We start from the raw sequence: 24472 nt of genomic DNA, 5'->3' as shown, positions 1-24472 counted from the left end.
AGACGCAATGGAGCGGACCACCCTGGACGGCACGTGGACGGTCGAGGCGGTGCACGGACCGGCACAGGCCGATGCGCACCGGGAGCCGGTCGCCGCGATCGTCCCCGGCTGCGTGCACACCGACCTGCTGCGGGCGGGTCGGATCCCCGACCCGTTCGACGGCGACAACGAGGCCGCGACCCAGTGGATCGGCGACACGGTCTGGCGGTACCGCCGCACCTTCGAGTGGTCGGGCACGGGCACGCACGACCGCCACGACCTGGTCGCCGAGGGCCTGGACACCCTCGCGACGATCGAGCTGAACGGCGTCGTCGTCGCGACCACCGCGAACCAGCACCGCGCGTACCGGTTCCCCGTCGGGCATCTGCTGCGCCCCGGCGCGAACGAGCTCGTCGTCACCTTCGACGCCCCGGTCCCCGCGGCCGAGCGGCTGTCCGCCCTGCACGGCGGCGAACTCCCCCACGTCAACCACCACCCCTACAACGCGCTGCGCAAGAACGCGTCGAACTTCGGCTGGGACTGGGGCATCGACGTCGCCACGAGCGGCATCTGGAAGTCGATCGGCATCGAGTCGTGGAGCGGCGCCCGCATCGCGGCCGTCCGCCCGCTCGTCGACGTCGACGTCACCACCGGCGTGCTCACCGCGCACGTGGACGTCGAGTTCGCCGGCTCCTCCGGCGCCTTCTCGCAGGCCATCGGCAGCGCACCCGTCGCGTCCGCGGGCGGTGACGCCGGTGCCGGACTGGAGACCCGGATCACCCTGGCCCCGCACCACGCGTCCGCAGCGCACCCCGGTGCGGACACCGTGCCTCCCGTCCGCCCCGCCGACCACGCGGAGACCGCCGGCCGGGTCGTCGGCGCGCGCCCCGTCGTGACCGGTCCGGACCGCACGGCCGGGTCCGCCGTCGTGCGGCTCGAAGTGCCCGAGGTCGCCGTCTGGTGGCCGCGCGGCGAGGGCGACCAGCCGTTGTACGACGTCCGGGTCGAGGTCGGCGACGACGTGTGGACCGGCCGCGTCGGGTTCCGCACCGTCTCGCTCGACACCGCGGCCGACGCCGGTGGAGCGCCGTTCCTGCTCCGGGTGAACGACCGACCCGTGATCGTGCGCGGCGCGAACTGGATCCCCGACCACGCGTACCTGACCGAGATGACGCCCGAGCGCTACGCCGACCGGATCGACGACGCGATCGACGCGAACGTCAACCTGCTCCGCGTCTGGGGCGGCGGGATCTACGAGTCCGACGAGCTGTACGACCGGTGCGACGAACTCGGCGTGCTCGTCTGGCAGGACTTCCTGTTCGCCTGCGCCGCCTACGCCGAGGAACCCTGGCTCGCCGACGAGGTCGAGCCCGAGGTCCGCGAAGCCGTCACCCGGCTCAGCCCGCACCCGTCGCTCGTGGTGTGGAACGGCAACAACGAGAACCTCGTCGCGTACGCCGAGTGGGGGTGGCGGCCGTCGCTCGTCGGCCGGACCTGGGGCAACGGCTACTACCGCTCGCTGCTGCCGTCGATCGTCGCCGAGCTCGACCCGACCCGTCCGTACACACCGGGCAGCCCGTTCTCGTTCGACGAGTACCTGACGCCGAACGACGAGCGGAACGGCAGCGTGCACATCTGGGACGTCTGGAACCGGCTCGACTACTGCGCCTACGCCGACTGGAACCCGCGGTTCGTGGCGGAGTTCGGGTTCCAGGGGCCGCCCGCGTGGTCGACCCTGACCGCGGTGGTCCACGACGAGCCGCTCGACCCGGACGGCCACGAGATGCTCGTGCACCAGAAGGCCGACCAGGGCAACCGGAAGCTCGCCGACGGCATGCGCGGGCACCTGCCCGCACCGACGAGCATCGAGGACTGGCACTTCGCCGCGCAGCTCAACCAGGCGCACGCGATCCGCTTCGGCATGGAGTGGTTCCGGTCCCGCACGCCCGACAACACCGGCATGATCGTCTGGCAGCTCAACGATGACTGGCCCGTGGTGTCCTGGGCACTCGTCGACCACGCGGGCATCCGGAAGCCGGTCTGGTACGCGGTGCGGCAGGCCTACCAGCCGGTCCTGCTCACCGTGCAGCCCGCTGCGTCCGGTGCTGCGGGTGCTGCGGGTGGGCTCGACGTCGTGCTCGTGAACGCGTCCGGGGCATCGGTCGCCGAGGAGGTGACAGTCTCCCGCGTCGCCTTCGACGGCACCGTGCTCGAGTCGTCCTCGTTCCCGCTCACCGCCGGGCCCGCCGACGCCGACCGGGTCACGCTGCCGGTTGCGCTCGCGGTGCCCGGGGATGCCGGCTCCGAGGTGCTGGTCGTCACCGGAGCGGGGACCCGCACAGTGTTCGACTTCGCCGAGGTCGTCGACCAGATCCTCGCCCGGTCGCCGTTCTCGACGTCGGTCACGTCGACCGACGACGGGGCGGTCGTGACGGTGACGGCGACGTCCTACGCGCGGGACGTCTCGCTGTTCCCGGACCGCGTGGCCCCGGCCGCTCGGGTCGACGACGGACTGGTGTCCCTGCTCGCCGGCGAGTCGGTGACGTTCACGGTGACGGGTGCGCCGGGTATCGACCCCGAGGCACTCGTCGCCACGCTCGTCCTGCGCCACGCGGGCTCGCTGCTCCCCTGACGCGGGCGCCCGCTCGCCGACCGTTCCGTCGGCGAGCGGGCGATCCGCGAGCGGGCGAAATGCCCGGGTCTCCACGCCCGGCACCCCGGCACTTCGCCCGCTCGGCGGGAGTCAGTCGAGGGCGGTCAGCTCGAAGACGATCGCGGTCGCGGGGGCCAGCAACGGCAGCCGCGCTCCGACGTCCTCGAGCACCGCCCCCGAGAGCTCCAGGTGCCCGCGCACGAGCCACGCCGGCGGCACCATGTCGAGTCCGTGCGGCACCCGCAGCCCTGCGACCGGGGCCAGCCGGTAGCGCCGAGCCCGGTCGAGCCCCCGCATCCGCAACGGCACCGGCAGCGACTGCGGCCCGGTCTCGGTCCGTGCTACCCGCACCAGCGCCCGCGACCGGTCGACGGCCACCACCGAGGTCGCCACGAGCCCGGGGTCGCCGAGCTCCAGGTGCCGCAGCCGCCCGGTGTGCAGCAGCCCGCGCTCCCGTTTGTACAGCGCCGTCCACGCGCGCAACCGGTCGAGCTCCGACGGTGACAGCCGGGTGACGTCGGTCTCGATGCCCGCGGAGCCGAACAACGACACCGCCATCCGGAAGTCCAGGTCGAGGTGCCGCCCGGTGGTGTGCGAGACCTCGGGGCCGACGTGCGAACCGATCAGCTCGAGCGGCAGCAGTGCCTCGGTCCAGCGTTGGATCGGCAGCCGTTCGAAGGCGTCGTTGGAGTCCGACGGCCACACCCGGTCGGTGCGCTCCAGCACGCCGAGGTCCACTCGGGCGCCCCCGCTCGCGCACGCTTCTATCTCGAGCCACGGGTGCCGGGCGCGCAGGGCGTCCATCAGCGCCCAGACCCCGCGGGTGTGCGCGTCGATGCCGGCGCGTCCGGCGTGCACCGCGTGCACGATGTCGCGGTTCTGGTCCCACTTCACGAAGTCGACGTGGTGGGCCGCGATCACGGCGGACATCGCCTCGAGCACGTACGCCCGCGCGAGCGGGTTCGCCATGTCGAGCACGTACTGGTTCCGCCAGGTGCGGACGTCGTCCTCGGGACGCTGCAGCAGCCACTCGGGGTGCGCTGCCGCGAGTTCGGACACCGGGCTCACCATCTCGGGCTCGAACCACAGCCCGAACTCCATGCCGAGTCCGCGGACCCGGTCGACCAGCGGGCCGAGGCCGTCGGGCCACACCGTCGGGTCGACGCGCCAGTCGCCGAGCGACGTCGAGTCCGAACGCCGTCCGAGGAACCAGCCGTCGTCGAGCACGAACCGCTCGACGCCGATGTCCGCCGCGGTCTCGGCCAGGGCCACCAGGGGCGCGAGCTCCTGCCGGAAGTAGACGGCCTCCCAGGTGTTGAGCACCACGGGCCTCGGGCGCTTCGGGTGGCCGGGGCGGCTGCGGAGCGAATCGTGCAGCCGGTCGGACAGGCCGTCCAGCCCGGCGTCGCTCCAGACGAAGACGGCCTCGGGCGCGGCGAAGGACTCCCCCTGCCCGAGGACGACCTCGCCGGCGCGCAGGAGTTCCCCGGCGCCGAGCAGCGGTCGCGCCTCGGCGAGCACGTCGTACCGGTGCACCGAGTCGGCGCTCCAGGCCAGGTGCACGCCCCAGACCGCACCGGAAGCGTCCGAGAACCCGGGCGTCCCGAGCACGAGCAGCGTCGGGGCGTCGTGGCCGGTGCGACCGCGACGGCTCTCCCGCGCGTGGCTCCCGGCGGTCAGGGCTCGACGCTGCGGGGTCCGCTCCCGGGTCCAGCGTCCGGCCAGGTCGAGCACCTCGCCGACCCGTTCGTCGACGGGCAGCGTCGCCTCGAGCGCCTGCAGGTGCACGGGCACCGCGGCCCCGCTCGTCACGGTGTGCCCGACGCGCAGCACCCCAGCGCCGTCGAGCCGGAAGGCACTCCGCAGCAGCAGTTCGTCGGACACCGCGGTGACGACCAGGGAGCCCGGCTCCGCGGTCACCTCGACGTCGCGCCACCGCGGCACGAGCGGCAGCCCGTCGACGTGCCCCGCGATCCCCGGTCGGCCCTCCCACCCGTCGCGTTCGGTCGGCAACACGGTCAGCGGCCAGGCCGCGTCGAGGGCGCTCGGTCCGAGCGGCCGTCCGACCGCGAGCCGCAGGTCGTCGCCGTCGCTCTCCGCGACGGGTCCGACGTCGCGGCCCCAGTGCAGCACCTCGGGCAGTCCCGCGTCGGCGGTCGCGAGCACGAGCGACACCCCGCCGTCGCGCAGGACGTGCACCCGCCGGCCGTCCAGCGCGTGCGCCGGCGCCGGGTCGCGGTCCACGACGGTCACGACGCACGCTCCTCGCGCAGGACGCGGACGCGTCCCGCGGGGACGACGGTCTCCGGCCCGTGGCCGGAGCCGTCGAGCAGGTCCGTACCGGACGCGGTGACCGTGACGTCGTCAGCGCGGTGGTTGACGAGGAACAGGAAGACGGAACCGTCGTCGTGGACGCGGCGCACCGCCTCCAGGCCGGGAGGCGCGGCGACCGTCCGCGGGAGCGCGCGCTCCTCGATGACCCGGTCCACGAGCCGCTGGGTGCTCTGGGCAGGCAGCATCGCGGACACGTACCAGGCGCCGCCGCCGACGGCGCGGCGGGTGACCGCTGCGCGGTCCGCGAGCGGGCCGCGCGTGTACCGGAGCACGACGTCGGCGTCGTCGACCACCACGGCCTCGGCCCAGTCGGTGACGGTCCCGCCGTCGTCGAGCGTGCGGGTCTCGTCGCGCTGCAGCGGGGTGAACTCCTCGCTCCAGGCGCCGAGCACCTGCCGGAACGCGCCCGGGTAGCCGCCAGCGCGGATGCGGGCGGTCTCGTCGGCCACGCCGGACAGGTAGGTGACGATCAGGGTCGCACCACGGTCGACCACCGCGGCGATCCGCGCGGCGGTGGCATCGTCGACGACGAGCATCGTCGGGACGACGACCACGTCGTACCCGTCGAGGTCGGCGTCCGAGGGCACGACGTCGGTGAGCACCTGCCGGTCGTGGAACGCGGCGTACCAGGCACGGAGCTCCCGCGAGTACCGCAGGGCTCGGTGCGGCTTCAGCCCGGACTGCAGTGCCCAGCCGGACGGCTCGTCGACGACGATCGCGACCCGCGCCGGTTCGACGCGGCTGCCCTGCACCGGGGCGAGGTCACGGAGTGCACGCCCCAGGGCGACGACCTCCCGCCAGGTGCGCGTGCGGGTGCCGGCGTGCGGGACCATCGCGGAGTGGAACTGCTCGGCCCCCGCGGTCGACGCCCGCCACTGGAAGAACAGCGCGCCGTCGGATCCGCGGGCGACGTGCACGAGCGAGTTCCGCAGGATCTCCCCCGGCTCCTTCGCCCGGTTGCGCTGCTGCCAGCTCGGACCACCCGTCGAGTGCTCCATGAGCAGCCAGGGGTTCCGGCCGGCGGTGATGCCGCGCATCCGGTCGGCGGCGAGGGCGAGGTCCTGCTCACGGTGCGGGTCGTCGACGAGCGTGTAGTGGTCGTTGGCCGGGATCGCGACGTGCTTCGCCCACTCGGCGTAGTCGACGACCTGCGATCCCGCTCCGACCATGAAGTTCGTCGTGACGGGGACGTCCGAGTGCTGCTCGATGACGGCCTTCTCGGCGTCGAAGTGTCGGAGCAGGGCGTCGGAGGAGTACCGCTCGAAGTCCAGCGCGAGGCCGGGGTTCGGTGCGCCGCCGACGCCTCGAGGCGGCGAGACCTCGTCGAAGGACGTGTAGGTGTGCCCCCAGAACGCCGTTCCCCACGCGGCGTTCGCGGCGTCGACGTCCCCGTACCGCTCGGCGAGCCAGCGCCGGAAGTCCGCTGCCGACTCCTCGCAGTAGCAGCGACCGTTCCCGCCGCCGAGCTCGTTGCTCACGTGCCAGAGCCGCACCGCCGGGTGGTGCCCGTAGCGTTCGGCCAGGGCACCGACGATCCGCAGGGCGTGCTCGCGGAAGACCGTCGATGCGGCGCACCACCCGAGGCGTCCACCCGGACGCTCACGGCGTTCCGTGGCGTCCACCGGCAGGACCTCCGGGTGGGCGGTCAGCAGCCAGTTCGGCGGGGCGGCGGTCGGCGTCGCGAGGTCGACCGCGATGCCGTTCTCGTGCAGCAGGGCGATGACGTCGTCGAGCCAGTCGAAGGTGTACTCCCCCGGCGACCGCTCGAGCAGCGCCCACGAGAAGACCCCGATCGTGACCAGGTTCACCCCGGCCTCGCGCATCAGGCGGACGTCCGCGAGCCAGACCGCACGGGGCCATTGTTCCGGGCTGTAGTCGCCGCCGAACGACAAGCCGTCGGTCGGCCACGGGACGGTGGGGGCAGCGGTCACGGCATCTCCTTCGATGGGTGGACCGCACCAGCCTCCCGTCTCCGGCGACGTTTGTCAACGTGTGTAACTAACGCGTTGGGAGTGCTGCCGTGTCAGGTCTCGAGCAGCTGCCGGATCGCGACGACCGCACCCGCGCGCGCCCACTCCGAGAACTCGAACGGCTGCACCTCGACGGTCACCGGCTGCCGGTACGGAGCCAGGGCTGCCCGGAGTGCCTCGTCGACCGTCGACCGCGCCAGGTCGTACACGGGCAGTCCGTCCCCCGTCAGGACGATGGCGGCGGGATCGGCGATGTGGACGGCCGTCGCCAGCACCACCCCGAGCGCTCGGCCGGCGTCCTCGAACGCGGCCACGGCCCGCTCGTCGCCGGTACGCGCGAGCTCGACGACCTGCTCGTACGTCGAGCCCTCCCGCCCGGCGTTGCGGACGATCACCGGGCTCGGCAGGAAGCTCGAGGCGCACCCCGCGTGCCCGATGCCGCAGTCGGGTCCCCCGCCGAGGACCGGCAGGTGCCCGATCCGGCCGAGTCGCCCGTGTTCGCCGGTGGACACCTGCCCGTTCACGATGAGCCCGAGACCGAGCCCCTCGCCGACGGTGACCAGGGCCATCGAACCACGGCCGGCGCCGGCACCGAACCAGTGCTCCTTGACGGTCAGGGCGTGGACGTCGTTCGCCGTGAAGGCAGCCAGCCCGGTGCGCTCCCGGACCATCCGCGCGAACGGTACGTCGGTCCACCCGAGGAACGGCGACGAGGCGACGACGGCCTCTCCGCCCCGGACGAGCACGTCACCCGGCAGGGAGACCCCGACGGCACAGATCGCGGGGTGTGCGGCCCGGAGGCGCTCGTGCACCGCGCTGATCTGGTCGGCCAGGGCTTCCGGAACCGTGGACGCGACGGCTTCCTCGTGCAGGGCGAGCACGCGGCCGCCCAGGTCGGTCACGGCGGCGTAGAGGCGCTCACGCGTCAGCTTCACACCGAGGAACTCCCACTGCCCCGAGCTCGACTGCAGCAGCTCCGAGGGCCGGCCAGTCGCACCCCGCACACCGGTGCCGACCTCGACGACGAGCCGGTGTGCCACGAGGACGCGCATCGCCCGGGTCAGGCTCGCCCGCGACAGCCCGAGCGACCGAGCGATCTCGGCGCGGGAAAGCGTGCCGTGGATGAGGATCTCCCGCAGTGCCAAGCGGGAACCCTCGGGCAGTGCCGGCCAGGCTTCGGTCATCGTTCCTCCGTCGTCGGCTGATCCTACGGCCTGCCCGGAAACGCAGAAAACCCCTGACCAGTGCTGGTCAGGGGGTCCCTGGTCTTACTGAGGTTAAGTCCGGCGGCGTCCTACTCTCCCACAAGGTCCCCCTTGCAGTACCATCGGCGCTGAGAGGCTTAGCTTCCGGGTTCGGAATGTGACCGGGCGTTTCCCTCTCGCTATGACCACCGGAACACTGTCGACCATGATCTGGTCTCAAACATGTCCCAGCTGTAGCTGAGTTATTCAGTTTGATTCCCGATCGTCTGTCGGGAACCACAAAGTGGACGCGAGCCCGTGCAACAAGTGCACGGAAATCAGTGTGTTATCAAGTCTTCGGCTTATTAGTACCGGTCAGCTCCACGGGTCGTTAGTCCCCGCTTCCACATCCGGCCTATCAACCCAGTAGTCTGCTGGGAGCCTCTCACACTCAAGGTGCATGGAAATCTCATCTCGAAGACGGCTTCCCGCTTAGATGCTTTCAGCGGTTATCCGGTCCGAACGTAGCTAATCAGCGGTGCCCTTGGCAGAACAACTGACACACCAGAGGTTCGTCCATCCCGGTCCTCTCGTACTAGGGATAGATCTTCTCAAATTTCCAACGCGCGCAGCGGATAGGGACCGAACTGTCTCACGACGTTCTAAACCCAGCTCGCGTACCGCTTTAATGGGCGAACAGCCCAACCCTTGGGACCTACTCCAGCCCCAGGATGCGACGAGCCGACATCGAGGTGCCAAACCATGCCGTCGATATGGACTCTTGGGCAAGATCAGCCTGTTATCCCCGAGGTACCTTTTATCCGTTGAGCGACAGCGCTTCCACAAGCCACTGCCGGATCACTAGTCCCGACTTTCGTCCCTGCTCGACCTGTCAGTCTCACAGTCAAGCTCCCTTGTGCACTTACACTCGCCACCTGATTGCCAACCAGGTTGAGGGAACCTTTGGGCGCCTCCGTTACTCTTTGGGAGGCAACCGCCCCAGTTAAACTACCCATCAGGCACTGTCCATGAACCCGATCAGGGTCCTACGTTAGACATCCAGAGTGACCAGAGTGGTATTTCAACAATGACTCCACGAACACTAGCGTGCCCGCTTCACAGTCTCCCACCTATCCTACACAAGCCACACCGAACACCAATACCAAACTGTAGTAAAGGTCACGGGGTCTTTCCGTCCTGCTGCGCGTAACGAGCATCTTTACTCGTAGTGCAATTTCGCCGAGTTCGCGGTTGAGACAGCTGGGAAGTCGTTACGCCATTCGTGCAGGTCGGAACTTACCCGACAAGGAATTTCGCTACCTTAGGATGGTTATAGTTACCACCGCCGTTTACTGGGGCTTAAATTCAGAGCTTCGCCCAAAGGCTAACCCTTCCTCTTAACCTTCCAGCACCGGGCAGGCGTCAGTCCGTATACATCGTCTTGCGACTTCGCACGGACCTGTGTTTTTAGTAAACAGTCGCTTCCCACTGGTCTCTGCGGCCTTCAACGCTCACGGAGTAAATCCGGTCACGTGTCCGGCCCCCCTTCTCCCGAAGTTACGGGGGCATTTTGCCGAGTTCCTTAACCACGATTCTCTCGATCTCCTTGGTATTCTCTACCTGACCACCTGAGTCGGTTTCGGGTACGGGCGGCTGCAACCTCGCGTCGATGCTTTTCTCGGCAGCATAGGATCACTGATTTCCCCTTACGGGTACGCGTCGGATCTCAGGCACACAGACGACGGATTTGCCTATCGTCAGCCCTACATCCTTACACCAGGTTCACCTTACGGATACCATCGCCTGGCTCAGCTACCTTCCTGCGTCACACCTGTTCATACGCTAACCGCACCAGCATGGGGTCGAGCGTTAGACCGGCCACCATCACCCCGAAGGGATCCGGTCGTCCGGGTTAGGACTCTTAGCACCACTGGATTAGCTTGGGCGGTTGTTCGCCGGTACGGGAATATCAACCCGTTGTCCATCGACTACGCCTGTCGGCCTCGCCTTAGGTCCCGACTTACCCAGGGCGGATTAACCTGGCCCTGGAACCCTTGGTCTTTCGGAGGACGGGTTTCTCACCCGTCTTTCGCTACTCATGCCTGCATTCTCACTCGTGTAGCGTCCACGGCTGGATCACTCCGCCGCTTCACTCGCCACACGACGCTCTCCTACCACTCCGCACGACTGAACCACGAAGGCTTGTCAATGTGCGAAATCTACAACTTCGGTGGTGTGCTTGAGCCCCGTTACATTGTCGGCGCGGAATCACTTGACCAGTGAGCTATTACGCACTCTTTCAAGGGTGGCTGCTTCTAAGCCAACCTCCTGGTTGTCTATGCAACTCCACATCCTTTCCCACTTAGCACACGCTTAGGGACCTTAGTTGGTAGTCTGGGTTGTTTCCCTCTCGACGATGAAGCTTATCCCCCACCGTCTCACTGCTGCGCTCTCACTCACCGGCATTCGGAGTTTGGCTGACGTCAGTAACCTGTTGAGGCCCATCGGCCATCCAGTAGCTCTACCTCCGGCGAGAAACACGCAACGCTGCACCTAAATGCATTTCGGAGAGAACCAGCTATCACGAAGTTTGATTGGCCTTTCACCCCTATCCACAGCTCATCCCCTCCATTTTCAACTGAAGTGGGTTCGGTCCTCCACGACGTCTTACCGTCGCTTCAACCTGGCCATGGATAGATCACTTCGCTTCGGGTCTAGAACATGCGACTCAAACGCCCTATTCAGACTCGCTTTCGCTACGGCTGCCCCACACGGGTTAACCTCGCCACATATCACTAACTCGCAGGCTCATTCTTCAAAAGGCACGCCGTCACCCCTACTAAGGAGGCTCCGACGGTTTGTAAGCAAACGGTTTCAGGTACTATTTCACTCCCCTCCCGGGGTACTTTTCACCTTTCCCTCACGGTACTTGTCCGCTATCGGTCATCTGGGAGTATTTAGGCTTATCAGGTGGTCCTGACAGATTCACACGGGATTTCTCGGGCCCCGTGCTACTTGGGATACACATCCGGCCATAACACCATTTCGTCTACGGGGCTGGCACCCACTACGGCCCGGCTTTCAAACCGGTTCGACTATGATGCGCTGTAACCGCCCCAGTCCGGCAGAACTGAGTGACGTGTCCCACAACCCCGACCATGCAACGCCCGCCGGCTATCACACATGATCGGTTTAGCCTCATCCGCTTTCGCTCGCCACTACTCACGGAATCACATGTTGTTTTCTCTTCCTGTGGGTACTGAGATGTTTCACTTCCCCACGTTCCCTCTACCCGCCCTATATATTCAGGCGGGAGTCACCAGGTCACAAAAGCGCCCAGCGGGGTTTCCCCATTCGGAAATCCTCGGATCAGGGCTCGATTATCAGCTCCCCGAGGCTTATCGCAGATTTCTACGTCCTTCTTCGGCTCCAGATGCCAAGGCATCCACCGTTTGCTCTTAGAAACTTGACCACAAAGATTAAAATTGCGATCCGTCATCACCCACAACCATCAGCCCGAAGACCTCAGATCGATTGGATGACGCGAATCAAAGATGCTCGCGTCCACTGTGTAGTTCTCAACATACGATCGGCACCACACTCCCCACCGTCCAGTGACAGTGCTTCATGCGGCCCAACGAAGGACACACCACGGATCACTCCATGCGGCCCAACCCCCAACCCGCCTCACAGCAGATCAGGAAGCCTGGTCCCTCAGGACCCAACAACGTGCACCAGCCAGCCCGTGCGACACCAACCCGTTCCAACCCCGCAAGCGGAGCGTACTGAGGCCAGCACCATCGGTACCAGCTGCACTGTCAATGTTCCACCCATGAGCTACCCGTCGGACACGTTCGGTCCGAATCAGGCGCCTGGACCATGCGTGCCCCAATGAAGGGACACCACGAGGCCAGATGCTCCTTAGAAAGGAGGTGATCCAGCCGCACCTTCCGGTACGGCTACCTTGTTACGACTTAGTCCTAATCACCGATCCCACCTTCGACGGCTCCTTCCACAAGGGTTAGGCCACCGGCTTCGGGTGTTACCGACTTTCATGACTTGACGGGCGGTGTGTACAAGGCCCGGGAACGTATTCACCGCAGCGTTGCTGATCTGCGATTACTAGCGACTCCGACTTCATGAGGTCGAGTTGCAGACCTCAATCCGAACTGAGACCGGCTTTTTGGGATTCGCTCCACCTTACGGTATCGCAGCCCTTTGTACCGGCCATTGTAGCATGCGTGAAGCCCAAGACATAAGGGGCATGATGATTTGACGTCATCCCCACCTTCCTCCGAGTTGACCCCGGCAGTCTCCTATGAGTCCCCGGCATAACCCGCTGGCAACATAGAACGAGGGTTGCGCTCGTTGCGGGACTTAACCCAACATCTCACGACACGAGCTGACGACAACCATGCACCACCTGTACACCGACCACAAGGGGGCGACCATCTCTGGCCGTTTCCGGTGTATGTCAAGCCTTGGTAAGGTTCTTCGCGTTGCATCGAATTAATCCGCATGCTCCGCCGCTTGTGCGGGCCCCCGTCAATTCCTTTGAGTTTTAGCCTTGCGGCCGTACTCCCCAGGCGGGGCGCTTAATGCGTTAGCTACGACACAGAAACCGTGGAAAGGTCCCTACATCTAGCGCCCAACGTTTACGGCATGGACTACCAGGGTATCTAATCCTGTTCGCTCCCCATGCTTTCGCTCCTCAGCGTCAGTTACGGCCCAGAGATCTGCCTTCGCCATCGGTGTTCCTCCTGATATCTGCGCATTCCACCGCTACACCAGGAATTCCAATCTCCCCTACCGCACTCTAGTCTGCCCGTACCCACTGCAAGCCCGAGGTTGAGCCTCGGGATTTCACAGCAGACGCGACAAACCGCCTACGAGCTCTTTACGCCCAATAATTCCGGACAACGCTTGCACCCTACGTATTACCGCGGCTGCTGGCACGTAGTTAGCCGGTGCTTTTTCTGCAGGTACCGTCACTTTCGCTTCTTCCCTACTAAAAGAGGTTTACAACCCGAAGGCCGTCATCCCTCACGCGGCGTTGCTGCATCAGGCTTTCGCCCATTGTGCAATATTCCCCACTGCTGCCTCCCGTAGGAGTCTGGGCCGTGTCTCAGTCCCAGTGTGGCCGGTCACCCTCTCAGGCCGGCTACCCGTCGTCGCCTTGGTGAGCCATTACCTCACCAACAAGCTGATAGGCCGCGAGTCCATCCCCAACCAAAAAATCTTTCCACCACCAGACCATGCGGCCAGTGATCATATCCAGTATTAGACGTCGTTTCCAACGCTTATCCCAGAGTCAGGGGCAGGTTACTCACGTGTTACTCACCCGTTCGCCACTAATCCACCCAGCAAGCTGGGCATCATCGTTCGACTTGCATGTGTTAAGCACGCCGCCAGCGTTCGTCCTGAGCCAGGATCAAACTCTCCGTAAAAAAATACAGACCCGACACCCGAAAGTGTCAGACCGAGTTGATTCTGACTGTTGACTGTCTACTGACAATCTTCAATCCAAAAGGAATTGTCTCAAACCCAACCAACCCGAAGGAAGGCCAGGCACGAGGTCAATCAATAAATTGGCATTGACAATGTGCACGCTGTTGAGTTCTCAAGGACCAGACGCACTCCCCACTCGACACCCGAAGATGCTCCGCCAGAGAGGCTGTGAAATCCGCTACCCGGGGAAGAACCGTGGCGGACAAGATCTCCGGGTGAACCCAGTGACCGTCTCAGCCGTTCCGTTCTCCGCCGCCATGGCAACGAGAGGTAACACTACACAGGCTCCGGGGGCCTCGCCAACCGTTGTCCCTCCCGGGCGTGTCGGCCCGGGAGGCCCCGTCGGCGCGGGGCCTACTCGGCGGCAGCGAGCTGCCCGCAGGCCCCGTCGATCTCCTTGCCGCGGGTGTCGCGCAGGGTCGTCGGGATGCCCGCGGCGTTGAGTCGGCGGACGAACTCGTCCTGCACGTGCACCTCGGACGAGGTCCACACGGAGCCCGGCGTCGGGTTGAGCGGGATCGGGTTGACGTGCACCCAGCCCTTGCCGCGCTTGTTGAGCTTCTCGGCGAGCAGGTCGGCACGCCAGGCGTGGTCGTTCATGTCCTTGATGAGCGCGTACTCGATCGAGACACGGCGGCCGGTCTTGACGTAGTAGTTGTGCGCGGCGTCGATCGCCTCATCGGCCTTCCAGCGCGAGTTCACCGGGATGAGCTCGTCGCGGAGTTCGTCGTCCGGGGCGTGCAGCGACAGTGCGAAGGTCACCGGGATGTCCTCCTCCGCCAGCTTGAGGATCGCGGGGACCAGCCCGACGGTCGAGATCGTGATGCCACGGGCGCTCATGCCGAGGCCGTTCGGCTGCGGCGCGACCATCAGTCGGACGGCGTCCATCACCCGCTTGTAGTTGGCGAGCGGCTCCCCCATGCCCATGAACACGATGTTCGTGACGCGCTCGGCGTCGACGCGGTCCTTGCCGCCCTTGCGGGGATCGCCACCGAGCTCCCCCGCGGCGATGGCCGCGTTGGCCCGGACGATCTGCTCGATGATCTCGGCGGTCGACATGTTGCGGGTCAGACCCGCCTGCCCGGTGGCGCAGAACGGGCAGTTCATGCCGCAGCCGGCCTGCGACGAGACGCAGAGCGTGATGCGACCCGGGTAGCGCATGAGCACCGACTCGACCAGGGCGCCGTCGTGCAGCTTCCACAGGAACTTGATGGTGTCGCCGTTGTCCGTCGCCAGCCGCCGGGTCTCGGTCAGCAGGGGCGGCAGCATCCCGGCGACGAGCTGCTCGCGCTGGGCGGCCGGCAGGTCGGTCATCTTGTCCGGGTCGGACGTGTAGTGCGTGAAGTAGTGGGTCGCGAGCTGCTTCGCCCGGAAGCCCGGCAGGCCGAGTTCCTTGACGCGTGCCTCGCGCTCCGCTGCCGTCAGGTCGGCGAGGTGGACGGGCGGCTTGCCGCGCTTCGGCGACGCGAACTGCAGCAGCGGGCGGCCGTCGGTGTCGGTCGCCTGCTTCCAGCCCTCGGTGCGCGGACGCACCTGCGGACGAGCAGACTGCTGCTGTTCGAACGGAGTGCGGGTCTCGGAAGCCATCGGACCAGGATACGGGAGGCCCGTGACACGTCGGTGCCGGACCCTCCGGTGGCCGGGATGGTCACCGTCGACGGCCCCGCCTGCGTCGGGTCAGCTGCCGGCGGGCAGCAGGCGCGCGAAGTGGTGCGCGGCCGAGTACATCGGCACGATGTCGACGACCTCGCCCGGGTGCGGGGCCTGCAGCACGAGTCCCTGGCCGAGGTACAGGCCGACGTGGTCCTCGTCGTCGTACACGACCAGGTCGCCGGGCAGCGCCTCGGACTCGGGGATCGTGGTCGCGGCGGCGTCCTGCGTCGGCACGTAGTGGACGAGCGGGATGCCGACCGCGGCGTACGCGACCATCGTCAGGCCGGAGCAGTCGATGCCCTCGTGGCTCGCGCCGCCCTCGACGTAGGGGTCTCCCATGTACTGCAGGGCGGTCTCGACGATCGTGGCGCGGTCTCCCCCGGCGGACAACGCAGCGGACAGGGCCGACTGCGCCTGGGCCGTCGTGACGCCGAAGCGCAGGTCGAGCGTCGGGTAGGAGACGACCGTGGTCGTGGTGGTCATGCCGTCGGTGGTGACGACGGGGACCTTGACGTCGTGCGCCACGGTGAAGGTCTGCGCGGCCTGCGCGGTCGTCGTGCCCTGCTGCGTCTCGGCCGGGGTCGCCGCGTTCGCCGGCACGGCCAGCGTCAGGCTCGAGGTCACGGCGATCGCGGGTGCGAGCAGGATCGCGGCGCGCTTGGCGTTCGCGGCGCGGCGGACGTGCCGGGGGTCCACGGCGCGCTCGGCACGCAGCACGGCCGTCCGGCTCAGGACGGCGGCACCGGCGACCGAGGCGACGGGTGCGGGGCGCGACTGCATCCGGACGGTCCGGGTCGGCTTCGGGTGCTCGACGAACGTCGCCCGTGCGGCGGCGGGCCCGAGCGCCGAGCGCCGACCGCGGGGACGCAGCTGCTGCGGTTCCGGCGACGGCGATGCGGGTCCCACCGCGGTGCGCGGGGTCGCTCGCGAGGGCTGTCGGTCATCGGCTGCTGCAGGCAGGGCGTGGCGTCCCATGGGTCCTTCCGGGTCGGGACCGCTGGGCGATCCGGAAAGTAACGTATTGGTCACGGCCCGGATCGCGGCTGGGCAGTCCCGGAGTGTTCCTGCAGCTCGTCACAGGAACGGGCGGTCCTCGCAGGTCGCTCTGATGCGGCGGATCCGCGATCCAGGTGCCGTGGACCCCGCTTCAGACGGACGCGACCCGCATGACGGCGGCGATCCGGGCCTCCCGGTCCGACGACAGGCGATCGAGGCGAGCCGCCAGCGCCACGACGGACGCGTCGACCGGGGCGTCCCCCGAGATGTCCCCCGGTACCGGGACGCCGGCGCGGACGGCGAGCGGCAGGACGCCGGCCCAGACCGTGTGGTCCTCGCCGTCGTCCGGTGCCTCGCCGTTGCCCTGGAAGCGCACCTTCACGCTCGCGCGCTCGAGGGGCAGCTGCAGGACCTGGGTGGCGCGGACCTCCTTCGCGGTCATCTCGCGGACCTCGTCGCGGCGGCCGGGCATGAGGTGGTCGGCGACCTGCCAGAGCGCCTCGGTGCGGAGCTCGGGCGGCACGACCGTCGCGGCGCCGGCGATCATCGCGCTGCGGTAGTTCGCCGAACTGTCGAAGGTCGAGCGGGCGAACACGAGCCCGTCCAGGTGCGTGACCGTCGCTGCGACCTGCACGCCGGCCGGTCCGGCCTCGAGGAAGAGGCCTCCGCCCGTCGAGCCGTGCAGCAGCAGGACCGGGCCGGCCCCGAGGTCGCCGACGCCGCACAGGAAGGGCAGCACGATCGGGTGGCCGCCGCGGACGAACCCGACGTGGGCGACGTGGGCCTCGGCGAGGATCGCGCGGAGGACGGCAGGGTCGTCGGACTGGCGCTCGCGGATGCGACGGACGCGCAGGTCGGGGCCGTCGGTGGGCTCGTACTGGTGGGGCGTGGTGCTCATGCGGGCCACGCTAGGTTCGTCAGTGGTCCAGTACATGGACCAGATCGAGGTGATCGTGGTGGACCAGTCCGGCAAGACCGCGGGGGTCGTGGCGCGCATCCGGCGCATGGTGCACGACGGCACGCTGCGCGAGGGCGATCCGCTGCCCTCGACCCGGGCGTTGGCAGCCGAGCTCGGTGTCGCGCGCGGCACGGTCGTCGCCGCGTACGACCAGCTCGACGGCGAGGGCTGGATCCGGACGCGGCACGGTGCCGTGGCGCGGGTGGTCGCGTCGGCCGGTGCAGCCACCGCTGCCGCCCCGGTCGTCGCCCGACCCGGGGTCCGGCCGGCGGCGACCGACCCGAGCGCGGCGTCGTCAGCGTCGGTGGCGGCCACCGCGGCCCGGATCGTGGACTGCCGCCCCGGGGTCCCCGCCGTCACCGCGATCGCGCAGCGGGACTGGCGCGCGGCCTGGCGGGCGGCGGCCACCGCGCCACTGCGGAACGCGGTCGCGGACCCCCTCGGCACGGCGGAGCTCCGAGCGCAGGTCGTCGCGCAGCTCGGCCTGGGTCGCGGGTTCGCCCCGTCGGTCGACCGGGTGCTGCTGACCGCGGGGACGTCCGAGGCACTGTCGCTCGTTACCGAGGCACTCCGCGTGCACCTCGGCCGCGCACCGGTGTTCGCGGTCGAGGACCCGGGGTACCGGACCGGTCAGCGTGCCGTGCTCAGTGCGGGCGGGACCGTGGTCGGCATCCCGCTGGACGACGACGGGATGGACCTCGACGCGCTGACGGCCGCCCCGCCGGTGGACGTCGTGCTCGTCACGCCGACACACCAGTACCCGCTCGGCTCCGTGATGCCGGTGGCACGACGGCAGCGACTGCTCGCCTGGGCCGCGGCGACGGGCACGCTCGTGGTCGAGGACGACTACGACTCCGAGTTCCGGCACCGCGGCAGCCCCGTGCCCGCACTCGCGGCGCTCGACACCGAGGGGGTGGTGCTGCACGTCGGCGGGTTCTCGAAGACGCTCGACCCGCGGGTGCGCTGCGCCTACGTCGTGCTACCGGCTGCGGCGGCTCGTTCCGGTACCGCCCATGATCGCTCCGCCGCGGTGCTGGCTGCCCGTCGCGCCCGCGGCGCGGTCGTCGCCGAACCGGTGCAGGTCGCGCTCGCGCACCTGCTCAGGACCGGCGCGCTCCGCCGACACCTCGGCCGGGTCCGACGCGACTACACGCACCGTCGCGCACGGATCGCGGCTCGGCTCGACGGCGTCGCCGGACTGGAGGCCCGTGCACTGACCGGTGGACTGCACGCGGTGGTCGTGTGGTCGGGTCCGGCGACCGGACGGGACGTCGCCGCGCGGATGGCGGACGACGGCGTGCTCGTCTCGACGCTCGAGGAGTACGGGATGGCGCCCGGCAGCACGCCGGCCGGGATCGTGTTGGGGTACGGGGCGGTGACGGTCCCGGAGCTGGACCGGGCGCTGGACGCGCTGGTCGCGGCGGTCGAGCGGGCCTAGACCGTTCGGTGGCGCTGGTGCGAGCGAACCGCCGGGTGCCCCCGATCAGCCGCCGTTCTGGGCGGTCGCCACCACGTTCGAACCGGCCTGCTGGCACGCGGTGTTCAGGGTGCGCCCGACGAGTTCCCACTCGGCGTTGTCCTCGAGCGCCGGCCCCGACGCAGGCGCCGGGTGGGCGTCCAGGTACTCGAGTGCGTAGTCGATGGCGTCGTCGAGCCGCTCGTCGCTGCTCGACAGGTGCTCGTAGCCGAAGCGCTCCGCGGCGATGAGCGCCTCGTACTGCGCATCGGACAGGACACCGCGGGAACGACCGTCCGAGGCGTTCAGGGCGATCGTCGACAGCGCGCTGAGCTGCCCGCAGACGGCCGCGGCGCTCCGGTCCTCCTCCATCGGGTCCACCGTGGGGGACGCCGGCGCGTCCACCGCTGCGTCCGCTGACCGGGCGCTCGACGAGGTCGGCGCCGGTGCCGACGAGGCGTCGGCCGAGCACGACGTCAGGGAGACGGACGCGAGCAGTGCGCCGACGACCAGGGGCAGCGCGAGTCGGAGGGAAGTCATGCCCGCCATCGTGGCAGCGAAGTCGTCACGTCCGGGCGTCGTGTCGCGATCGAGACCTCGTCGATACCGGATCGTGAGCAAGCGGGCGAGCCGGTGGTCAGGGTCGCTGCAGGTGTGCGCGCACCTGCGCTTGCACGGCGGCGGCGTCGCGGTGGTCCCAGAGCGCGAAGTGCGTGCCGCCCGGCAGCGTGACGAGCTCAGCGCCGGGGATCGCTGCGGCGGCGCGGGTGCTGTCGTCCGGCAGGACCTCGGTGTCGGCGTCGCCGTGCACCAGGAGCGTGGGAGCCCGGACGGCACCGAGGTCGAGCGACCCCACGGCCGCGAGCTGGCGCACGTCGTTCTCCCAGCCGGTGCGTCTCGGCCCGGAGGCGTTGCCGGTTCGTGCGAGCCCGAGCAGGAACGCCCGCCGGTCGGGGTCGGCGAGGACGCCGGCGACGTGGTCGCGGAGGGCCCCGCCGCGGAGGGTGCTCACGCCGGCCACTGCAGCGCGTGCTGCTGCGGCCGGGGCGATGCGCGCTGCGGCCGCTGCCATCCCGGCGCCGAACGCCGTGCCGGTCACGAGTCGTTCGGCCAGGCCGGCAGGTCCGGGGACCCAGCGACCGGACACCCCGGAGGCGACGGCGAGCGCACTGACCCGGTCCGGGTCGCGGACGGCCAGACGGTACGCGGCCGGAGCGCCACCGGACCACGCCAGCACGCCGGCCCGGTCGATGCCGAGGCCGTCGAGGAGCGCGGAAAGCCGGTCGGCCTCGTCGTCGATCGTGGCGCGGTCGCTGTCGAACGGGGTGCCGAGGTACCCGGGCCGTGACACCGTGACCACCCGGAAGTCCTCGGACGGCAGGAAGCCGGCCATCAGCTCGGCGACGTCGATGCCGCCGGGGCTGCCGTGCAGGACGAGCACGGGGACGCCGGTGTCGGAGCCTCGCGTCCCGACCTCGACGCCGTGGGTGACCGCTCGGGCCGAAGGGGGCATGACCCGACGGTACTGCGGTCTCGGGTTGGTCGTCGGCGTGCGGGTCAGCGGCCCTCGGGGCGCGCGGAGCCGCGGGTGCTCACGAGGTCGGCGAGGGACGGCTCGGCCTCGTCGGTCGGTACGGCCCAACCACGGCGGGCGGCCTTGCGGACGAGACGGTAGGTGGTGACCTGGACGGGCTCCACCCCGTCGGCGGATTCGTAGTTCGTCATCGTGCTTCTCCCTGATTCGCGAGTGGTTCGCTGCAGCCGAAAGTACCCGGACGACGTACCCCCGGACGGGGGCCTGCGTTCCGCGGCCAATGGTCGGAGAACGCAGTGCGAGCACCCTGGAGTCGGCGGGATTGTTCGCATACAATGCGAACATGTTGATCACCGTCGACCCGACCGCTCGGGCCACGCTCGCCGAGCAGGTCGCGTCGCAGATCCGGTACGCGATCGCCCGCGGCGAGCTCGCGAGCGGGGAGCGCCTGCCGTCGGCGCGCGACCTCGCCGCCGCGGTCGACGTCAACATGCACACGGTGCTGCGCGCCTACGCACAGCTGCAGGACGACGGACTGATCGAGCTGCGGCGTGGTCGCGGAGCCACCGTCCTGCGATCGGGCAACGCCTCGTTCGACCGGCTGCGCACGCTCGTCGACGAGCTGCGCGACCAGGCCGACACGCTCGGGGTCCCGCTCGACGACCTGTTCACGATGATCAAGGGGGCACGATGACGAACCGACCAGCGACGAACCGAACGCTGCGCACGACGACGCGCACGGCGGTGGTGGCACCCGGGCTGGTGGTGTTGACAGCCCTGGTGATCGCGGCGCTCGTCGCCGCACCGAGCCTGCCGGACCGCATGGCCGTGCACTTCAGGGCCGACGGCACAGCGGACGGCTGGAGTTCGCCCTGGCCGGTGTTCTGGATCACGCTCGCGGTGGCCGCCGGCGCGGTGGCCCTGGCGTTCGCGGCGCTGCGGATGCCCGACCGTCGGACCGCCGCCACCCTGGTGCTCGTCGCCAACCTCTTCGCCGGCAGTCTGGGCACCGCCTGGATCGTGCTCGCCGCGACGAACACCGTCGGCGACGGGACGCTGTCCGGCTGGTGGACCGTCCCGTTCCTGGCCGTCAGCGCGGTCATCGCCGCGGTGCCGGTCGTCGCACTCGTCCGGTCGGCCGCCCCGGTGCCCGCGCACGATGTCGAACCGCTGCGCGTCGGGTCGGACACGCGGGTCGCGTGGCGCGCGCGCATCGGCAGTCGCTGGTTCGCGGCAGTCGGGGCCGTGGTCGTCGGACTCGGCATCGGCACGGGGATCGCGACGGCGCCGGCCGGCGTCGGCACGGCCGTCGTGTCCGGAGCGGCGATGGTCGTCGCCGGGCTCGCCGTGCTGGTCCTCGCCCGGGTCGAGCTCACCGTGGACCGTCGCGGGATGCGGCTGACCTCCACCTGGACCCGCATCCCCCTCATGCGCGTCCCGCTCGAGCGGATCGAGTCCTGCGGGTGGGAGGACGTGTCGCCCGGACAGTGGGGCGGGTGGGGCTACCGGTTCTCCGGCCGCGGGGTCGCATACGTGGTGCGGTCCGGGCCGGGGCTCGTGGCACGGCTCCGCGGCGGGCAGGCGCGGATGGTGACGGTGCCGGACGCTGCGGGCGGGGCCGCGGCCCTGGGCGCACTGCTCGCCCAGCGCACGCCGGCCTGACGGGGCCGCGCCGGGCCTCCCGGTCGGGGTGGTGGTGCGTGCCGCGAAGGCGACAGATCTCGTCGGCCGCGCGCCGTCACCGCCGCGGAAGCGACATTGTGCCGTGAACCGTTCGCGGCACAATGTCGCTTTCGCGGAACACCGGGCCTCCCGGTCGGGTCAGAGGCTCGTCATGCCGCCGTCGACGCGGAACTCGGCGCCCGTCGCGTAGGACGACTCCGGACTGGCCAGGTAGACCATGATCCCGGTCACGTCGTCGGGGGTCCCGGGGCGGCCGAGCGGTGTGCGGGAGACGATCGCCGCGCGTGCCGAGGGATCGCCGGAGATCGTCCGGACGAGCCCGGTCTCGGTGTAGCCCGGCACGACGGTGTTCACCCGGATGCCGTCCCGCGCGTACGCCATCGCGGTCGCACGGACGAGCGCGTGGATACCGCCCTTGGTCGACGAGTAGGCCGCGAAGTCGGCACCCTCGCCGTTCAGTCCGGTGGGTGAGCCGGTCGCGATGATCGACCCGCCACCGCCGGCCGCGAGCATCGCCCGGACGGCGTGCTTCACCGTCAGGAACGTGCCCGTCAGGTTCACCGCCACCGTCCGGTTCCAGGTCTCGAGCGACACGTCCGCGACCGCGGCATCGTGGCCGAACAGCTGCACGCCGGCGTTCGCGACCACGACGTCGGGGGTCCACTCCTGCGCGGCGAGGGCGGCGAACCCGGCCGCGACGCTGCCCTCGTCGGCGATGTCCACGGTGAGCGGCAGTGCGCGCGGACCGGCTGCCGCTGCCGCGGCGTCCGCCGCCGTCGCGTCCCGGTCGGCGTAGACCACGCGCGCGCCCTCGGCGACGAACCGGTCCGCGATCGCGCGGCCGATGCCGGAGCCCGCCCCCGTGACGAGTGCGGTGCTGTGGTCGAGTCGTGCGGTCATGCGGGCGCTCCGTCCTGGGAGCGTCGTCGCTCCACGGACCCATCATTGCCCAACCGGTTGACCGGTGGTAGTCATGCACCATGACCGTGACGTCGATGGGCACCGAGTCGTCGATCGGTGCGTGGCGGTTCACCCTGCGCGGTGCCGAGCTCGCCGACCTCGCGTACGACGGTGAACCGGTGCTGCGGGCGATCCGGTTCGTGACACGGGACCACGACTGGCGCACCGCCGACGACACCGTGCTCGCACGGACGCAGCCGTCCGGCACGGGCACCGGCGGACGCCTCCGCATCGAGGCCAGCAGCCGGTACGACGGCACGGAGGTGCTCCGGTACGTCCTCGAGGTCACCGTCGACGGCCCGACCCTGCACGTCGACGCGGTCGCCACCACGACGGCGCCCTTCCGCCGCAACCGCATCGGCCTGGTCGTGCTGCACCCGCCGACCCTCGCCGGTGTGCCGTTCACCGCCCGGCACCCGTCTGGCTCCGTCACCGGGTCCGCGTTCCCGACGTGGATCGCGCCGCACCAGCCGGCCACCGACCTGTCGGGCCTGGACTGGTCGACGGGTCGGGTCGCGCTGACGCTCGACCTGGCCGGCGACGCGTTCGAGACGGAGGACCAGCGCAACTGGACCGACGCGTCGTTCAAGACCTACTCGACGCCGCTGTCCGAGCCGTTCCGCGTCGCGCTCGACGCCGGTTCCGTGGTCCACCAGTCGCTCACGCTGCGCGCGACGACGACGACGGCCGACCGACCGGGAGGCACGGCCTCCCCCGCCCCGGACCTCGCGTTCCTGGACGGGCCGGCTCCCACCACCGTGGTCGCCCCGCCGCCGACGCTCCAGCTGCTCGCGGCCTCGGCCCCGGCCGCTGCGCGCCCGGCCGCGGCGCCGCTCGACGTGCCGGTCCTGGTGGAGCCCGTGCTCGGCGACCCGAACGTCAGGGCCGTGCTGGCGTCAGCTCGCAGCGATGCCGGCGGCGGCCCGCTCGACGTCCGGTTCGTCACCGAGGACCCGGACCTGCTCCGTGCCGCGATCGACGACGTGCTCGACTCGGGCGCGGTCGTGCGGATCGGCGCGTTCGACCCGACCACACACGTGACGACCCCGGCGTTGCAGCAGGCCCTGCGCGACGCCGCGGCTTCCGTGGGCGACCTCGAGGTCGTGGCGGGCACCCGCGCGCACTTCACGGAGCTGAACCGCACCGCCGACCTGTTCCGCGACTGGGACGGGCCCCTGACCTTCAGCGTGACGCCGCAGATGCACGACCGGTCGCCCGAACAGGTGACCGAGTCGATCCGGATGCAGCGCTGGGTGGTGAGCAGCGCCTCCCGGCTGGCCGCCGGCAGGGCGCTCCACGTCGGACCGGTGACGCTGCGACCACGGTTCAACGCGGTCGCGACGTCCGCGCGCCCGGCGGTGACCGACGCGACGATCGAGGCCGGGTACGGGCCGCAGTTCGTGCCGGACGCGACCGATCCGGAGCAGCACTCCCCCGCGGCGCGGGCGTGGTTCGCGGCGTCCGTGGAGGCGCTGACGGTGCCGGGGGTCGCTTCGATCACCCTCGCCGAGGCCTGGGGACCCCGCGGCGGGCGGTGATTGCGCGGCGGGCGGTGGGTGCGCGGCGGGCGGTGGGTGCGCGGCGGGCGGGCGGTGAGTGCCGCG

General features: G+C 69.5%; 15 protein-coding genes and 3 rRNA genes. 5 read left to right on the top strand and 13 right to left on the bottom strand.

Annotation, left to right across the window (positions count from 1 at the left end; all coding sequences use genetic code 11):
• Nucleotides 1-7: 7 nt before the first annotated feature.
• Nucleotides 8-2611: a glycoside hydrolase family 2 protein gene (locus ACXKZB_RS07645; protein WP_488825493.1), complete on the top strand. Its 2604-nt coding sequence runs from the start codon at nt 8-10 to the stop codon at nt 2609-2611.
• 111 nt (nt 2612-2722) lie between these two features.
• Here ACXKZB_RS07645 and ACXKZB_RS07640 read toward each other — a convergent pair whose 3' ends face one another.
• The 9 genes from ACXKZB_RS07640 to ACXKZB_RS07600 all read right to left on the bottom strand — a co-directional run bounded on the left by ACXKZB_RS07640 (nt 2723) and on the right by ACXKZB_RS07600 (nt 17175).
• A complete protein-coding gene (locus ACXKZB_RS07640) occupies nt 2723-4885 on the bottom strand; it encodes an alpha-galactosidase (protein WP_488825491.1) in 2163 nt (720 codons plus the stop codon).
• The gene (locus ACXKZB_RS07635) at nt 4882-6897 is read right to left on the bottom strand and encodes a beta-galactosidase (protein ID WP_488825490.1); all 2016 of its coding nucleotides are present in this window, start codon (nt 6895-6897) and stop codon (nt 4882-4884) included. Before ACXKZB_RS07635 ends, ACXKZB_RS07640 begins: the two co-directional genes overlap by 4 nt.
• 92 nt (nt 6898-6989) lie before the next feature.
• Nucleotides 6990-8120 carry an ROK family transcriptional regulator gene (locus ACXKZB_RS07630; protein WP_488825489.1) on the bottom strand — a complete coding sequence of 377 codons (1131 nt, stop codon included), beginning with the start codon at nt 8118-8120 and terminating at the stop codon, nt 6990-6992.
• Between the two features lie 97 nt (nt 8121-8217).
• Nucleotides 8218-8334, bottom strand: a 5S ribosomal RNA gene (gene rrf, locus ACXKZB_RS07625).
• A gap of 131 nt (nt 8335-8465) precedes the next feature.
• Nucleotides 8466-11592: ribosomal RNA gene (locus ACXKZB_RS07620) — 23S ribosomal RNA — on the bottom strand.
• A 453-nt stretch (nt 11593-12045) separates the two neighbouring features.
• Nucleotides 12046-13567 (bottom strand): 16S ribosomal RNA (locus ACXKZB_RS07615).
• The 16S, 23S and 5S rRNA genes sit together here, the layout of an rRNA operon.
• A gap of 415 nt (nt 13568-13982) precedes the next feature.
• The gene (gene rlmN, locus ACXKZB_RS07610; protein WP_123314398.1) at nt 13983-15215 is read right to left on the bottom strand and encodes a dual-specificity RNA methyltransferase RlmN; all 1233 of its coding nucleotides are present in this window, start codon (nt 15213-15215) and stop codon (nt 13983-13985) included.
• Between the two features lie 90 nt (nt 15216-15305).
• Nucleotides 15306-16256, bottom strand: coding sequence for a C40 family peptidase (locus ACXKZB_RS07605; RefSeq protein ID WP_488825488.1), 951 nt, complete (start codon nt 16254-16256; stop codon nt 15306-15308).
• 172 nt (nt 16257-16428) lie between these two features.
• Nucleotides 16429-17175 (bottom strand): pyridoxamine 5'-phosphate oxidase family protein, encoded by a 747-nt coding sequence (locus ACXKZB_RS07600; RefSeq protein WP_488825487.1) that lies wholly within the window; start codon nt 17173-17175, stop codon nt 16429-16431.
• 22 nt (nt 17176-17197) lie between these two features.
• Between ACXKZB_RS07600 and pdxR the strand changes: the two genes are divergently transcribed.
• Nucleotides 17198-18673 (top strand): MocR-like pyridoxine biosynthesis transcription factor PdxR, encoded by a 1476-nt coding sequence (pdxR, locus tag ACXKZB_RS07595; RefSeq protein ID WP_488825485.1) that lies wholly within the window; start codon nt 17198-17200, stop codon nt 18671-18673.
• A gap of 45 nt (nt 18674-18718) precedes the next feature.
• Here pdxR and ACXKZB_RS07590 read toward each other — a convergent pair whose 3' ends face one another.
• From ACXKZB_RS07590 to ACXKZB_RS07580, 3 genes are all read right to left on the bottom strand, one after another.
• Nucleotides 18719-19231, bottom strand: a complete 513-nt coding sequence (locus ACXKZB_RS07590) for a hypothetical protein (RefSeq protein ID WP_488825483.1) — start codon at nt 19229-19231, stop codon at nt 18719-18721.
• A gap of 97 nt (nt 19232-19328) precedes the next feature.
• Nucleotides 19329-20204, bottom strand: a complete 876-nt coding sequence (locus tag ACXKZB_RS07585) for an alpha/beta fold hydrolase (protein WP_488825482.1) — start codon at nt 20202-20204, stop codon at nt 19329-19331.
• 44 nt (nt 20205-20248) lie between these two features.
• Nucleotides 20249-20416, bottom strand: a complete 168-nt coding sequence (locus ACXKZB_RS07580; protein ID WP_185021522.1) for a hypothetical protein — start codon at nt 20414-20416, stop codon at nt 20249-20251.
• A gap of 152 nt (nt 20417-20568) precedes the next feature.
• Here ACXKZB_RS07580 and ACXKZB_RS07575 point away from each other — a divergent pair, with 152 nt between their 5' ends.
• Together ACXKZB_RS07575 and ACXKZB_RS07570 are read left to right on the top strand one after the other, a co-directional pair.
• Nucleotides 20569-20919: a GntR family transcriptional regulator gene (locus ACXKZB_RS07575; protein ID WP_222660525.1), complete on the top strand. Its 351-nt coding sequence runs from the start codon at nt 20569-20571 to the stop codon at nt 20917-20919.
• Nucleotides 20916-21887, top strand: a complete 972-nt coding sequence (locus ACXKZB_RS07570) for a DUF1648 domain-containing protein (RefSeq protein ID WP_488825480.1) — start codon at nt 20916-20918, stop codon at nt 21885-21887. The genes ACXKZB_RS07575 and ACXKZB_RS07570 overlap by 4 nt, the downstream gene beginning before the upstream one ends.
• A gap of 159 nt (nt 21888-22046) precedes the next feature.
• Here the strand turns inward: ACXKZB_RS07570 and ACXKZB_RS07565 are convergent, their stop codons facing one another.
• Nucleotides 22047-22808, bottom strand: coding sequence for an SDR family NAD(P)-dependent oxidoreductase (locus ACXKZB_RS07565; RefSeq protein ID WP_488825479.1), 762 nt, complete (start codon nt 22806-22808; stop codon nt 22047-22049).
• 80 nt (nt 22809-22888) lie between these two features.
• On the opposite strand from ACXKZB_RS07565, the gene ACXKZB_RS07560 reads away from it, so the two are divergent.
• Nucleotides 22889-24406, top strand: coding sequence for a D-apionate lactonase family protein (locus tag ACXKZB_RS07560; RefSeq protein WP_488825478.1), 1518 nt, complete (start codon nt 22889-22891; stop codon nt 24404-24406).
• Nucleotides 24407-24472: the final 66 nt, after the last annotated feature.

The organism is Curtobacterium sp. ABR8, from assembly GCF_057812125.1.
This window is presented reverse-complemented; position numbering and strand designations above follow the sequence as displayed.

Bases quoted from the DNA above. Each gene is read 5' to 3' on its own strand.
- ACXKZB_RS07645 (WP_488825493.1), top strand. From the start codon at position 8: ATGGAGCGGACCACCCTGGACGGCACGTGGACGGTCGAGGCGGTGCAC.
- ACXKZB_RS07630 (WP_488825489.1), bottom strand. From the start codon at position 8,120: ATGACCGAAGCCTGGCCGGCACTGCCCGAGGGTTCCCGCTTGGCACTG.
- rlmN (WP_123314398.1), bottom strand. From the start codon at position 15,215: ATGGCTTCCGAGACCCGCACTCCGTTCGAACAGCAGCAGTCTGCTCGT.
- ACXKZB_RS07605 (WP_488825488.1), bottom strand. From the start codon at position 16,256: ATGGGACGCCACGCCCTGCCTGCAGCAGCCGATGACCGACAGCCCTCG.
- ACXKZB_RS07600 (WP_488825487.1), bottom strand. From the start codon at position 17,175: ATGAGCACCACGCCCCACCAGTACGAGCCCACCGACGGCCCCGACCTG.
- ACXKZB_RS07590 (WP_488825483.1), bottom strand. From the start codon at position 19,231: ATGACTTCCCTCCGACTCGCGCTGCCCCTGGTCGTCGGCGCACTGCTC.
- ACXKZB_RS07585 (WP_488825482.1), bottom strand. From the start codon at position 20,204: ATGCCCCCTTCGGCCCGAGCGGTCACCCACGGCGTCGAGGTCGGGACG.
- ACXKZB_RS07580 (WP_185021522.1), bottom strand. From the start codon at position 20,416: ATGACGAACTACGAATCCGCCGACGGGGTGGAGCCCGTCCAGGTCACC.
- ACXKZB_RS07575 (WP_222660525.1), top strand. From the start codon at position 20,569: ATGTTGATCACCGTCGACCCGACCGCTCGGGCCACGCTCGCCGAGCAG.
- ACXKZB_RS07570 (WP_488825480.1), top strand. From the start codon at position 20,916: ATGACGAACCGACCAGCGACGAACCGAACGCTGCGCACGACGACGCGC.
- ACXKZB_RS07565 (WP_488825479.1), bottom strand. From the start codon at position 22,808: ATGACCGCACGACTCGACCACAGCACCGCACTCGTCACGGGGGCGGGC.
- ACXKZB_RS07560 (WP_488825478.1), top strand. From the start codon at position 22,889: ATGACCGTGACGTCGATGGGCACCGAGTCGTCGATCGGTGCGTGGCGG.